Here is a 14,350-nt window from a genome sequence, read left to right as displayed (position 1 = left end):
TGGATAACATGGCGGTTAACCATATTTGAAGAACGTCTTGGCTCTTCTCTTTTCACAGTAGCGCTCCATAGTGAATATGATTATATACTATGGCAGTGTTGCACTTATTCAATACAACCCCAGAAAAAGGATTTGACGTCACTCTTACTTCGGCATTAGCTCCTTTCATTAACCGTCATTGGTTTCACCCTCTTGTTAATTACTATTAGATAACGCGCCTCTACCTTACATCAAGGTTGCGATTATTCTACGTAATGTTTCATTATTTGCAACAACATCACATGAAACATTTAACAACAGAACAAATAACATTGCATTATAAATATAATCTTATCTAAGTATAGCTTCACCCATTAAATATTATGAACCTACGAGCAGATATGTTTCATTTTGTAACCATTTAAACATCTATTAAGCATAAATCCGATATTCGTATTTTTATAAAAATACGAATATCGCTATTATTAACAATTAACAATAAAGAATGTTTAAAGTGTTTTGACATAATGAATAAAAGCATTACTATTGTAATAAATGATTCGACACTGCTATTATTATTTACAGTTAGTTAAAAATAACAGGAAATATAAAAATGTCTGATGCAATGAAAGCACTTTTAAACCTTCGTAGTCTTCGTGCACTTTCTCGTGAATATACTTTAGAGCAACTAGAAGAAGCTTTAGAGAAATTAACTACCGTTGTTCAAGAACGTGCTGAAGCTGAAGAAGAAGAACAAGCAAAAGAAAATGAGCGTAATGAAAAACTAGCTCAATACCGTGAAATGCTATTAGCTGATGGTATCGACCCTGAAGAATTGTTAGCAAGCCTTTCAAAAGCACCAAAAGCAAAACGTGCTGCACGTCCAGCTAAATATAAATTCATCGATGAAAACGGTGAAGAAAAAACGTGGACAGGCCAAGGCCGTACACCAAGCGCGCTTAAGCAAGCACTTGAAAATGGTAAATCTTTAGAAGAATTTGAAATCTAATTTCATTTCCTACCATATATTTAGAAAGCTCAACTTAGTTGGGCTTTTTTTATACTGTCATGAACCAAGAATTATAGACATCAATCTAAACAACGCTGTTTTCGAATTGCTTAAAGATATGTCTAGGCAAATATTTATTCGCTTTTAAATATAGAAAACACAAATCAAAATAAAAAGCCAGGCAGTAGTGCCTGACTTTCAATACAGATAACCTTTTATTATTGGTTATAGCTATTAGATACGATCAGCAAGATGGCTGACAGCTAAAGCAAAATAATGAGAACGATTCCATTTCATTAATGTTTGGTAATTACCATAAACAAGGTAAGCACGCCCATGTTCGTCATCAGGTTGAATTAACCATGCATCAATGTCTTCTTTGGGTAAATTCCCACCACTCATAGTACGAACACCGAGTGTTTGCCATTGTGCTAGTGTTTTGGTTTTTTCTACACCCGTACCTTTTAAATCGGCCGATAATGATGATGGGATCTTAACTTGACGTCCCCAAGTATATTTATCATTCCAACCTGATTTTTTTAGGTAATTCGCTGCAGATGCAAAAACATCCGCTTTAGTATTCCAAATATCAGCTTTACCATCATTATTACCATCAACCGCAAAGGTTAAATAAGATGTTGGCATAAATTGGCATTGACCCATCGCCCCTGCCCATGATCCTTTCATCTCATCAATCGTAATATGTCCTTCTTGAAGGATTTGTAATGCCGCCATCACTTGTTTACGAAATAATGCTTCACGACGACCTTCATAAGCCAACGTGGTTAATGCTTCAACAACATGGTAATTACCTTGTAATTTACCAAAGTTACTTTCAACCCCCCACAACGCAACAATAAAACGTGGCTGTACGCCGTATTCTTTACCTATCCGATCTAATGTTGTTTTATTCTCTTGATATAAACGACGTGCTTGTTTTACTTTCCAGTCAGGTACAGCGCGTGGAATATATTGATCTAATGTTAACTTTTTCTCAGGTTGGTTTTTATCTGCCTTTACTGCACGATGAGTAAATGTAATGCCTTTAAAAGCTGAATCGAGAATAGGCTCAGAAATACCATTACTACGCGCTTCTGCTTTTAATTTATTTATATATGCGTTAAACCCTTCATCAGCAGCAAAAGCTGTTGAGGAAATCCCTAGTCCTAAGGCCACAACGGCCGATATAAAACGCTTATGCATAATAACCTTAATTAGCTCTGCCGGCTTTCTCGGCTTTATATTGATCCAATAAATTTGTTACTGGCGGTGGAACTTGAAGATAGAAACCAACGGTCTTTAATGCTTCTTTTACTTTTTCAACATCGGCCAAGGCTAACTTTCTCCCTTCTAACTTTATCACCATAACAAATTGCGGTTTACCAAATGTATTCATTAATACTTCAGGCACATCGGAGAAATCATCTTTCTTATTTACATATAAATATGTGTTATCTTTTTTTAAGCTTTTATAGATTGCACACAACATTTCAATTCACCTATTTGTTAAAGCTTATTCTTTCAGACAGCTATTTTAACGTATCATTCCCCGTTGGTTTATTTTTCCCCTACAGGATGAGACTTTTGTCTGAATTTCCCATGTCAAAGCAAGGATAACTTGCCCCTAACTGCTCGGGAATATACCATGCTAGTACCTTTGTGATAATCAACAAGAATGGTTAATTTAAACATTAACCATAATAAATACCATGACCAAGACGACTGAACTTAAAGGGAGCTCATTTACGCTCTCTGCGCTTCATTTAATTGATGGTGATATCAAAAAAGCGACCGATCACCTAAAAGAAAAAATTGAACTCGCACCTAATTTCTTTGCATCAGCTCCCGTTGTTATCGATATCTCTAATGCAGGCAAAGATATTAATTTTGAGCAATTAAAACGAGCAATTGTCGACGCGGGCATGATCCCTGTAGGTATCAGCGGTTGTAAAGAACAAGCGTTACAAAATCAAGCAAAATCTGCTGGATTTGCTATTATGAATGCCGCACGCACGGTGAAAGAAAAAACAACAGTAGAATCTACTGAAGCTGAGCCATCTTCTCAGCCAGTTCAAGGCCGAGAGTCTGCACTTATCATTCGCACTCCTGTTCGTTCTGGTCAACAGATTTATGCTAAAAATCGTGACCTTGTCATTCTCAACCATGTGAGTGCGGGCGCTGAAATTATTGCTGATGGTTGCATTCATATTTACGGTACGTTACGTGGTCGAGCATTAGCTGGAGCCAACGGAGACCTAGAAGCGACAATTTTCTGTCAGAACTTGCAATCTGAACTAATTTCAGTTGCAGGAAACTACTGGCTAAGTGATAACATTCAGGATGAGTTCTGGGGCAAGGGTGTTGTAATTTCAATTACTGATAATACGCTTAGCATCGAGCACCTTGCTTTATAAAAGTTTTAATAAGGAATTTAGTAAATGGCACGAATTATCGTTGTTACTTCAGGTAAAGGCGGCGTTGGTAAAACAACCTCAAGCGCAGCCATTGCATCTGGTCTAGCATTATGCGGTAAAAAAACGGCGGTTATCGATTTTGATATTGGTTTACGTAACCTTGATCTCATTATGGGTTGTGAGCGACGTGTCGTTTATGACTTTGTAAACGTTATCAACGGCGAAGCAAATCTGAACCAAGCATTAATTAAAGATAAGCGTGTTGATAACCTTTTTGTTTTACCAGCATCTCAGACTCGTGATAAAGACGCACTCTCTCGTGAAGGTGTTGAGCGTGTTTTAAATGACTTGGATAAAATGAATTTTGATTTCATTATCTGTGATTCTCCAGCAGGTATTGAAACTGGTGCTTTAATGGCACTTTACTTTGCTGATGAAGCGATTGTAACAACGAATCCTGAAGTCTCTTCTGTTCGCGACTCTGATCGTATTTTAGGTATTCTAGATTCTAAGTCTCGCCGAGCAGAAGATGGTAAAGACGCAGTTAAACAACACTTACTACTAACACGCTATAACCCGACACGTGTAACGCAAGGTGAAATGCTAAGCGTTCAAGATGTTGAAGAAATTTTACACATCCCTCTTTTAGGTGTTATTCCTGAAAGCCAAGCTGTGCTAAACGCATCTAACAAGGGTGAGCCCGTTATTTTCGATAAAGAATCTGATGCTGGCATTGCTTATGAAGATACAGTAGCACGCTTATTGGGTGAGGAACGCCCATTTAAATTCTTAGAGGAAGAGAAGAAAGGCTTCCTAAAACGCTTATTTGGAGGCTAACTTTATATGGCACTGCTCGAGTTTTTCCGCCCGAAAAAGACGAAAACAGCGAATGTAGCAAAGGAAAGGTTACAGATTATTGTCGCTGAACGTCGTAGTGCTGGACAACCGGCTCCAGCCTACCTACCCCAGCTAAAACAAGATATTTTAGATGTGATCAGTAAGTACGTTCAAATCGACCCAAATCAAGTGTCTGTGAACCTTGATCATAAAGAGGAAGATTTATCCGTACTCGAACTTAACGTGACGTTACCTGACGAAGAACGTTAATACAGAAAAACCCGCAGATGGCGGGTTTTTTCTTTTAGGACGTAGTAATCAATTAGGCTTTTTCGTCTAATAACTTTAATACACGTTGCTCAAATAAATCACGACGCCAGTTTTTCAACATTTCAGGACGTTTTTCATCTTGACGCTGATACTTCCATGCCCAAGATAATACTTGGTGGATCTGCTTTTTAGAAGCTAAGAACTCAGGCGCTAAACCGGTCTCTTTTTCAACATCTGTTACTACGTCTTTGATGGATTTTACCATCTGCTTATAATGTGGGAAATCAACCAAACGCTCTATTTTCGCGGGATAATCTTGCGCTGCAATACGATCGCAATCATGCACCATTTTCAATAAACGGTTACCGTGACGTTGGATCTCCATTGGCTCAAAATCTGCTTTCTCAAGCTCAGATCGTGATTTAATATTAAAACGCGCTAATTTCCATAAATGTAATTCTTTGACAATGAAGTTTAATGCGATATCCCGTTTCTGCGCTTCACGTACTCGCCAAGCTGCAACTTTTTGCAAAACAGCAAGTTGCTGTGGGTTTAACTGCCATGCGTTTTTAATATCAAGATACGCTTTTTCTGGATCAACGGGCTTAATACGGCGGTGTATTACAGATAGGCATTCTTGCTGTAATGCTTCCATATAGCCCCGTTCTTCAACCTTAGCTAATAAACTTTCAAACAACGGTTTTAAGTAATAAACATCGGCAGCGGCATAATCGAGTTGTTTTGCCGTTAATGGACGTGCAAGCCAATTGGTACGCGCTTCGCCTTTATCAAGCTCAACACCAACGTATTCTTTCACTAATGCACCAAAGCCCGTTGAAATACCTTGTCCAAGGAAAGCTGCCATTAACTGAGTATCAAACATTGGTGTTGGTAAACAACCGGCATGATGCTGAAATACTTCTAGATCTTCACCACAGGCGTGAAGCACTTTCATCACCGATTGATCACGTAACAATGCCCACAATGGCTCCATGTCTTCCACTTCTAATGGATCAATTAACGATAACTGCTCACCATCGAATAATTGAATCAAACCTAAACGCGGGTATAGCGTACGAGTACGGACAAATTCCGTATCAAGCATAACGGCAGTGTGCGTTCTGGCTGAGTCACAACGCTGTTGTAATTGCTCGGTTGTTGTAATTATCTCGAAGTTCACATGATACCTTTTCGGTGCGGGGCTAAATCATTAACCTTTTTGTAAATTATATTAAGAAAAATGCCGACGTAATGTCGGCATCTATAATATCGCGCAATAGTATGTAATAACACTTTTCAGCAAAAACTGATGGGCTTTTTTACATATTTATTATCGCAAACACTTATTGTTGTGCTTTTTTATCAGACTCTTCACGCAATACGCGACGTAGAATCTTACCTACATTGGTTTTTGGCAAGTCATCCATAAATTCAACAATTTTAGGTATCTTATAACCTGTTAAATGTTGACGACAATGCGCTATCAATTCATCTTTTGTGAGGCTCTGATCGCGTTTCACCACACATATCTTAACCACTTCTCCAGACACTTCATGAGCCTGGCCGATCGCTGCGACTTCAAGCACTTTGTCATGTAGCGCTACAACATCTTCGATTTCATTAGGATAAACGTTAAAACCTGACACTAAGATCATATCTTTCTTACGATCGACAATATGCAAAAAGCCTTCATCATCAAATTTAACGATATCACCCGTCGATAGCCAACCATCTTCTGTTAATACTTCTTTAGTGGCTTCAGGACGCTGCCAGTAACCTTTCATGACTTGAGGACCACGAACTTGTAATTCACCGACTTCGTCGATACCCACAATATTACCTTCATCATCAACCATACGCACTTCAGTTGAAGGGACAGGCAGGCCAATTGAACCGTTATATTGCGTCAAATCATAAGGGTATGCTGCAACCAGTGGTGAACACTCGGTTAAACCGTACCCTTCTAATAAGTAATTACCGGTGATTTTCTGCCACTTTTCAGCAACAGCACGTTGCACCGCCATACCGCCGCCAACAGAAAGACGTAGATTACTAAAATCGAGCTCTTGGAAATCTTCATTGTTGATCAGCGCATTAAATAAGGTGTTCACACCTGTAATTGCTGTAAATTGATAACGTTGAAGCTCTTTGACAAAAGTGGGAATATCACGTGGATTCGTGATCAGTAAGTTCTGACCGCCCATTTCCATTAATAATAAGCAGTTTACTGTCAATGCAAATACATGATAAAGCGGTAAAGCGGTAACAATGAGCTCACGCCCCTCTGTTAGCACAGGACCATATGCACCTTTCGCCTGCATGACATTAGACACCATATTATGATGCGTTAATATTGCACCCTTAGCGACGCCTGTTGTACCACCTGTATATTGAAGAAATGCCATGTCATCGCCAGTAATAAATGGCTTAACATACTGCATACGACGGCCTTTACGCAGTGCGATACGCATTGAAGTCGCATGCGGCAAATGGTACTTAGGCACCATTTTCTTAATGTACTTAACAACAAAGTTAACCAAAGTACCTTTTGGACGAGACAATTGGTCGCCAAGGCTGGTTAAAATTACATTTTTAACACCTGTATTTTTAACAACAGCTTCAAGGGTATGAGCAAAGTTAGACACGATAACAATGGCTTTTGCACCAGAGTCATTTAATTGGTGCTCTAACTCACGTGGGGTGTATAACGGGTTGACGTTAACCACAACACAACCTGCACGTAAAATACCGAATAGCGCGATAGGATATTGCAGTAAGTTTGGCATCATTACAGCAACACGGTCACCTTTTTGTAGCTTCAATTCATTTTGAAGGTAAGCTGCAAAGGCACGGCTACGCTCTTCCAATTTACGGAAGGTCATAACTTGTCCCATGTTAATGAAAGCAGTTTGATCAGCATATTTACGTACTGATTGTTCAAACATATCAACTAATGATGAATATGCATCCGGATTAATTTCTGCCGGTACATCATTCGGATAGCGGCTAAGCCAAACCTTATCCACTCGCATTCTCCTTATTATTAGACTGCTTTAATACCTATACAGGAATACAGGTAAATACTGTACGTATAAATCAAACATGCGTTTACATTCAAGTACAGTATACTTAACTTATAATTAACATCTTGCCAAATTAACTGAGTAGAAACTTTGAAGCTACTCATTGAAAAGCGAAGATTAATCTCTCTCGAGGGAAATAAAAGCCCTAATACAATTCGATACTGTATCTGGCTGTTCTAAATGGCAATGATGCCCCCCGTCAATCACTACCTGTGAAAACTGTTGAAGCTTGTATTTATCCTGCGGATCATCACGCAGTTGAGGAAATCCATGACTTCCGACAATCGAATAAATGGGTGCTTCTATTGACGACATAATTGCTTGTGCTTGTTGTTGTGTCATCCGGTAGAGTGATTCACAACGCAGGCGATGGTCATGTCGCCAGTACCACAGCCCATTACGCTTAACCGTTGCCCGCTTCACAACAGGCTCTAAACATGCCATGGGTAAATCATTAACGTTGGCACGTAATTGTAAAGCTTCAGTAAAAGAGCTCATTGCTCTTGCTTTACGACGTTCACTACTTTTACGGTATTGCTGTCGACTTTTAATCCCACACTTTAACCGCTCAACCGTTTGTTCGGCCTCTTCCACTAATGGCGATAAGCCTTCAATTAATACCAACTTATCTATTGATTGAGGATAAGCTGCGCTATAACAACTGGCAATAATCGCCCCTAATGAGTGGCCAACAAGACACACGCGAGTGGTGGGGAGCTGTGTAATGACTTGGTGTAAATCATCAATATAATCGAAAAAGTGATAATAGTTATCCCCACTTCGAGATTGTGATAAACCATGTCCAGGCAAATCAATGGCAACAAGATTAAAATCGTCCTCTAGTCGTGACCAAAGTGATGAAAACGTCGCAGCATTATCTTGCCAACCATGAATAAATAACAACACGGGTTTGTTATTCTCTAACGGCGACGATAATGAGAAATTGGTCAGTCCCGCTAATTCTAATTCAGCCAGCTTAAATGTTGTTACTTCCATGACTTACATTATCACTCTATCAACCACGCGCCCTTGAATGCCAAACGGTGGCATAAAGTAATCATCGCCCCAAAATCCACAGTTAATGCCAATACAACGATTAAATCGCATTGGTGTTTCCATTTGAATTTGCTGCTGTACTTGCCAAATTTGCTCACCTGAAGCATTTACCACAGGAAAAGTATAATCGTACTCTCCAACTTTACCTTTTTGCATTTCAGTATATTGCCCGACAACTGTCAGTAAACGTCCTTTGGCATACTCGATAGGATCAAGAAAGCCAGGTACATTCGCAATAAATCTACCTTGGGGTTTACTGTTCAATATTGGTCTACCGTCAGAGGTTAACGGCAATGCGACTATTTCAACGCGTGTTTGCTTTGCTTCATTTTTAATTGAAGCAATAATGCCACCTAACCTTACTTCCTGATGTTGCATTACAGTAGGATGCTCGGTGATAACGCGTAAATCCGTGATAGGATTTTTCGTTTTGGTCTGCAAGCTGGCTGGAACACTGGCGCAGCCTACCATAAAGATTAATATCAGCCCAAGAAATAGCGTGCGAAACATATAAAACCTCAACATAACTGTTCAATATTACAGCAAAAGTAATTATTTAGGCATAGTCTACGGACACGTTAAATTAACGTGATAACGATGAGAATAATAAGGAAAGTATTCGTTGGTTTAAACAACCATATTGATACCGATCAGATCGGAAAGTTGTTCTTTTCTATCATGCAGCATGACATCCATATACATAGATAATGCTTTCTGATGTTTACCATCAGGGCGATCATACTGTAATTGACGATATTCTTGACTCGCCCACTCTGCGTGTTGTGTTTTCGATAACGATGATAAAACAGACGTTGATGAAACCGTATCACTTGAAGTGCTCGCTTTCGTACTAGAGGTCTGTGAGGTTGAACTAAATGGTTTTGATGGTAATGATATAACACCATGATTGATAGTAACCATAATCTCCTCTCATCATCCATTTAAAAAATTAGGATAAAGAAAAAGTAGCAGCACCCGCCACTACTCTTTATTTAATTATTCGCGACCTGGCAGTTTTTTCCATGTCACAGTATCACGTAAATACACAGGACTAGCCACTTCTGCGCTAACACTTTCACCACGAGCAAAAGCAAACTTCGCTAGGTGAACCATGTCTTGTGAATCAGGATATAACACCGAGCCCTGCTGCATTTCAAAAGGTAACTTAGCTAGAGTATCAGCATACACTTCCCACGCTGTACCCGCTGTTAACCAAATACCCGTTTCGGTCTGAACAGATTCAACTAAAGCATCAGGTACAATCACCTGCTCTGCACCGATAATTTGCCAGTCACCATCTATTTTACGCTGATACTGACCCCAATAGATTTCGCCCATACGAGCATCAATAGCAGATAATACATTGTCAGCTTGATGGACACGGTAAGTACCTTGCGCCATTGCAGCTAATGTTGACACGCCCACCATAGGTAAATCGGCACCAAACGCTAAACCTTGCGCAATACCAATGCCGATACGAACACCAGTAAAGCTACCAGGGCCTTGGCCGTAAGCCAATGCATCGAGTTGGTTTAGCTTGATACCAGCTTCAGCCAGAACTGTATCTACCATAGGCAAAATTTTTGTTGTGTGCTCACGTGGTGCATATTCACAACGAGAGATAACTTCGTCACCCATTAATAGGGCAACAGAACAATTTTCAGTTGCAGTATCAACTGCCAAAATTTTGGTGCTCATTCAAGCCTCTGAATGTTGGTTGTCATCTTCAATAACGTTATTGTTATTAATAGTAGACAAAAAGTCACTAACCCCTTCAACACTACGTGTACGAGGGATCGGTGGTAAACTTCGTAAAAATACAGCGCCATAATGCCTTGTTACTAATCGGTTATCACAAATGATCAATGCGCCTTTGTCTTTAGTATCACGGATCAAACGCCCAACCCCCTGCTTTAAGGTGATCACCGCATCAGGTACTTGGACATCGGCAAAAGGATCACCACCACGCATACGACAATCTTCAATACGTGCTTTTAATAATGGATCATCTGGTGCTGTAAACGGTAATTTATCAATGATAACACAGCTAAGGGCTTGCCCTCTAACATCAATCCCTTCCCAGAACGCCCCCGTTGCCACTAATAATGCATTACCATGAGCCAAATACTCATTAAGTAGCTTTTGTTTCGTTGTTTCACCTTGCGCTAACACGGGTAAGCTCAGCTTCTCACGAAACCCTTCTGCAAGATCGCGTACCATTTGATGAGAAGTACACAAGAAAAAACAACGACCATTATTCGCTTCAATCACAGGCGCTAACATATCAACCAATTTGTTAGCGAGACCATAACTATTAGGCTCAGGTAAATGGCGAGGTACACATAATAACGCCTGCTCGTTGTAATCAAACGGACTTTCAAGCGAGAATTGTTGCTTTGGCTCTAACCCTAAGCGATGACTAAAGTGGGTGAAGTTCTCATCAACGGCTAAGGTTGCTGAAGTGAAGATCCATGCCCCTTTTTGCTCAGCCATTTGCTCTTTAAATTTATCCGCAACAGAGAGCGGCGTGATATTTAAACTAAACTGGCGCGGTGTACATTCATACCAATAGGAATAGCCTGTAATTGCAGTATCTGATACTCGTTTTAGTTTGGCTTTTAGCGTTGCTGCACGTTCAAAGGCAGTATCTAGTAACTGGCTTCGACCTAACGCCAGCTTAAGTACATCGTAGGTAAGATCTAATGCATCTGACAGTCGAGTCAATTCCCGTTGAACAGCAGGGGTTTGTGATGCTTCTCGCCAATTTCCTCGAAACCCGGGATCACCTAAAATAATCCGCATTTCAAACGCAGCTTGCTGTAACCTGTCTGCCGTTTTTTGCAGTTGGCGCATATCACGCGCTTCTGTGCGATAACCAATATCAATATCTTTCGCGAGTTCAATTAATTGGCGACTGGTTAGGCTCTGGCCAAAGTACTGACTGGCAATATCAGGCATTTGGTGGGCTTCATCAAAGATAAATACTTCAGCTTCAGGAATTAATTCACCAAAGCCGGTTTCTTTAATGGCTAAATCTGCCAAGAATAAATGGTGATTAACAACAACTACATCAGCTTCCATTGCTTTGCGACGTGCTTTAACGACAAAACAATCATCATACGAGGGGCATTCACGGCCTAAACAGTTATCATTGGTCGAAGTAATCAATGGAATGACTGGGCTATCTTCTGCAACATCTTCACATTCACCAAAATCGCCGCTTTTCGATGATGAAGACCATTGTCGAATTTTAACCAACTGTGTTAATAACGTAGGATCAGATTCCACATCATGGCTTTCTATCACTTGGCGATTTAGGCGATCAATACATAGATAATTTGAGCGCCCTTTTAATAACGCGACACGCCCCGTAAAGCCAATAGCATCAGCCATTAATGGCAAATCACGGTGAAATAATTGCTCTTGAAGGTTTTTAGAGCCTGTACTGATAATAGTTTTCTTACCACTAAGCAAAGCGGGGATCACATAAGCAAAGGTTTTACCTGTCCCCGTTCCCGCTTCAACCACCAGCTGAGATTCACTCTTGATCGCATCAGCCACAGCATTCGCCATATCAATTTGAGGTTGGCGAGCCTGAAAACCAGGGATGGCTTTATCTAATGCGCCACCAGAGGCAAAAAACTTCGTTATCATTTACTTCGCACTATTGGTTATATATACAGTATTCATTATGCCAATTATCCAACTACTCGACTAGTCTTCTATCCATCGATTACAAAAATTAACGACATCACTTTCTTATTAATAACATCACCTAACAAATAAATACTTTGACCATAAGGTTAAATCTAGGTAATAGTTAATTAAGATCTTTGTAACACGCAATGTATTATATGCGTGAATCGCAGTCAGGAAACGACATGGAAAAGAAAACACTCCTCACGGAATGCCCAGATGAAATGGGACTAATCGCCAAAATAACCAACATTTGTCATAAGCACCAACTAAATATTATCAACAATAAGGAATATGTTGATAACACCCATAATCAATTTTTCATGCGTACTGAGCTTGAAGGCTATTTTAATGATACAACCTTCCTCGCAGATATTGATCATGCTTTACCCAAAGGCAGCAAACGCCGTTTAATCAGTTCTGATCGCAAAAAAATCGTCATCATGGTGACAAAAGAAGCGCACTGTCTAGGTGATATTCTAGTTAAAGCCTTCGATGGATCATTAGATATCGACATTGCTGCGGTTGTCGGTAATTACGACACCCTACAAGGGCTAACGGAAAAATTTGATATTCCATTCCATCATGTTTGCCATGAAGGATTAAGCCGTGAAGAGCACGAGCAAAAACTATTAGAAGCGGTACAACAGTATCAACCAAATTACGTGGTACTGGCGAAATATATGCGTATTTTAACGCCTAATTTTGTTGCACAATTCCCTAATAAAATCATTAATATTCATCACAGTTTCTTACCTGCATTTATTGGCGCTAAGCCTTACCAACAAGCATTTGAACGTGGTGTAAAAATCATTGGTGCAACCGCACACTTTGTAACTAACGATCTTGATGAAGGGCCAATCATAACCCAAAACGTCATCCCTGTTGATCATAGTTTCAGTGCAGTTGAAATGGCAAAGTCTGGTCGTGATGTAGAAAAATCTGTGCTCAGTAAAGCATTAGGCCTTGCGGTAGACGATCGTATTTTTGTCTATGGTAACCGGACGGTTATTTTATAATCAGAAAAAGACAATATTGACCAAGCGAGCGTAGTAATCTTTGGGGATTACTACGCTTTTTATTATTCGTATTTACAGCAACTAGGCTTGTTCACTTTCTAATACTGCTTTTAACGAGTGTCCGTGTAATTTAATACATACCCCATCACGTTTAAACGCAAAAGTAGGATTAGCTAAACGCTCATCTTCACCGGATGGTGAACTGGCTTTTACTTTGATCCCCTTCGCATCTAACCCATCCCAATCTAATTGTGGTAATTGTTCTAGTAAATCTGCTTTTAATTCTTCAATCGTTTGTGCACTGGATGGCACCACAAACTCAATATGCTCCCACCCTTGCTTCAGATAAACTTTATCACTCGGATAAGGCAACTCTAACGCTTCGATTGTCCATCCATCTACGGCTAATGACTGTTCAAACCCAATGATCACAATGGGACGACCATTGATCATATTGTTAGACCATTCTTGGCCATAACTCAGCCAGGCTTGATGTAACTGTTGCGCCACATCTTGATCATTGACACGTAATGCAATGTGATCGGCTTGGTAATCAGCCAGTGAAATCCCTAAATCATCAATCAATGCATTAATCGCTTTCATAAACTCCGGTAACTGCGCAAGCATCTGCGTTGGATGAAGATTATATTGTTCAAGCTTGTGCATAAATTTATCCTATTATTGACAGCTATTACTATAATGAGACGAAGTGAATAATTATCCATTTTTCGTGATTTAATGAAACATGAATTTAACGCACTCTCTTTTCAATACAATAGCGTGTTACACATTATTTACTCATAACAAAAAAAGTTAAAAAAAAACGTAAACAATAGGTTTTTCCGGTTGCCAAAGTACCTCCATCTGTGGGTATTATTAGGACAATACCTACTGCGTATTCAAGACTTCGGTGCATATTTAGATATTCGCGACCCCGTCAAAAATACTCACGTTAAACACTTGATTTATTTATGTTATCATTTTGTT

Annotated in this window: 15 protein-coding genes and 1 riboswitch; of the genes, 5 read left to right on the top strand and 10 right to left on the bottom strand. The window is 39.7% G+C overall.

Annotated features, from left to right (window positions below; genetic code table 11):
* Positions 1-50 precede the first annotated feature (50 nt).
* Positions 51-231: riboswitch (Lysine riboswitch) on the bottom strand.
* Positions 232-592: 361 nt separating this feature from the next.
* On the top strand, positions 593-988 hold the full coding sequence (locus C9J42_RS01450; protein ID WP_045183993.1) for an H-NS family nucleoid-associated regulatory protein: 396 nt from the start codon (positions 593-595) through the stop codon (positions 986-988).
* A gap of 234 nt (positions 989-1,222) precedes the next feature.
* Here C9J42_RS01450 and C9J42_RS01445 read toward each other — a convergent pair whose 3' ends face one another.
* Positions 1,223-2,191 carry a lytic transglycosylase domain-containing protein gene (locus tag C9J42_RS01445; protein WP_045082690.1) on the bottom strand — a complete coding sequence of 323 codons (969 nt, stop codon included), beginning with the start codon at positions 2,189-2,191 and terminating at the stop codon, positions 1,223-1,225.
* A 7-nt stretch (positions 2,192-2,198) separates the two neighbouring features.
* Positions 2,199-2,477 carry a YcgL domain-containing protein gene (locus C9J42_RS01440; protein ID WP_005370601.1) on the bottom strand — a complete coding sequence of 93 codons (279 nt, stop codon included), beginning with the start codon at positions 2,475-2,477 and terminating at the stop codon, positions 2,199-2,201.
* A 220-nt stretch (positions 2,478-2,697) separates the two neighbouring features.
* On the opposite strand from C9J42_RS01440, the gene minC reads away from it, so the two are divergent.
* Genes minC through minE form a run of 3 tightly spaced genes read left to right on the top strand, consistent with a single transcriptional unit; the run spans position 2,698 to position 4,509 of the window.
* A complete protein-coding gene (gene minC / locus C9J42_RS01435; RefSeq protein WP_107205598.1) occupies positions 2,698-3,402 on the top strand; it encodes a septum site-determining protein MinC in 705 nt (234 codons plus the stop codon).
* Positions 3,403-3,426: 24 nt separating this feature from the next.
* A complete protein-coding gene (minD, locus tag C9J42_RS01430) occupies positions 3,427-4,239 on the top strand; it encodes a septum site-determining protein MinD (protein WP_107205597.1) in 813 nt (270 codons plus the stop codon).
* Positions 4,240-4,245: 6 nt separating this feature from the next.
* On the top strand, positions 4,246-4,509 hold the full coding sequence (gene minE / locus C9J42_RS01425; RefSeq protein WP_005370595.1) for a cell division topological specificity factor MinE: 264 nt from the start codon (positions 4,246-4,248) through the stop codon (positions 4,507-4,509).
* 52 nt (positions 4,510-4,561) lie between these two features.
* On the opposite strand, the gene rnd is transcribed toward minE, so the two are convergent.
* From rnd to C9J42_RS01390, 7 genes are all read right to left on the bottom strand, one after another.
* Complete coding sequence (gene rnd, locus C9J42_RS01420) at positions 4,562-5,689, bottom strand: ribonuclease D (RefSeq protein WP_107205596.1); 1,128 nt, start codon at positions 5,687-5,689, stop codon at positions 4,562-4,564.
* Positions 5,690-5,852: 163 nt separating this feature from the next.
* A complete protein-coding gene (fadD, locus tag C9J42_RS01415; RefSeq protein WP_105060617.1) occupies positions 5,853-7,535 on the bottom strand; it encodes a long-chain-fatty-acid--CoA ligase FadD in 1,683 nt (560 codons plus the stop codon).
* Positions 7,536-7,709: 174 nt separating this feature from the next.
* Positions 7,710-8,588 (bottom strand): alpha/beta fold hydrolase, encoded by an 879-nt coding sequence (locus tag C9J42_RS01410; protein ID WP_107287064.1) that lies wholly within the window; start codon positions 8,586-8,588, stop codon positions 7,710-7,712.
* 3 nt (positions 8,589-8,591) lie between these two features.
* A complete protein-coding gene (locus C9J42_RS01405) occupies positions 8,592-9,158 on the bottom strand; it encodes a Slp family lipoprotein (RefSeq protein WP_107292072.1) in 567 nt (188 codons plus the stop codon).
* 117 nt (positions 9,159-9,275) lie between these two features.
* Positions 9,276-9,569 carry a hypothetical protein gene (locus C9J42_RS01400; protein ID WP_107301597.1) on the bottom strand — a complete coding sequence of 98 codons (294 nt, stop codon included), beginning with the start codon at positions 9,567-9,569 and terminating at the stop codon, positions 9,276-9,278.
* A 75-nt stretch (positions 9,570-9,644) separates the two neighbouring features.
* Complete coding sequence (gene tsaB / locus C9J42_RS01395; RefSeq protein WP_107205592.1) at positions 9,645-10,346, bottom strand: tRNA (adenosine(37)-N6)-threonylcarbamoyltransferase complex dimerization subunit type 1 TsaB; 702 nt, start codon at positions 10,344-10,346, stop codon at positions 9,645-9,647.
* Positions 10,347-12,302, bottom strand: coding sequence for an ATP-dependent DNA helicase (locus tag C9J42_RS01390; RefSeq protein WP_107259399.1), 1,956 nt, complete (start codon positions 12,300-12,302; stop codon positions 10,347-10,349).
* Between the two features lie 227 nt (positions 12,303-12,529).
* Between C9J42_RS01390 and purU the strand changes: the two genes are divergently transcribed.
* Positions 12,530-13,363, top strand: coding sequence for a formyltetrahydrofolate deformylase (gene purU / locus C9J42_RS01385; protein ID WP_105060623.1), 834 nt, complete (start codon positions 12,530-12,532; stop codon positions 13,361-13,363).
* 81 nt (positions 13,364-13,444) lie between these two features.
* Here the strand turns inward: purU and C9J42_RS01380 are convergent, their stop codons facing one another.
* The gene (locus C9J42_RS01380; RefSeq protein ID WP_107301596.1) at positions 13,445-14,029 is read right to left on the bottom strand and encodes a VOC family protein; all 585 of its coding nucleotides are present in this window, start codon (positions 14,027-14,029) and stop codon (positions 13,445-13,447) included.
* Positions 14,030-14,350: the final 321 nt, after the last annotated feature.

This window comes from Photobacterium sp. GB-56, assembly GCF_003026105.1.
In the GTDB taxonomy this organism is placed as follows: Bacteria; Pseudomonadota; Gammaproteobacteria; order Enterobacterales; family Vibrionaceae; genus Photobacterium.
The sequence above is the reverse complement of the archived record's forward strand: the minus strand, read 5'-3'. Positions and strand labels throughout refer to the sequence as shown.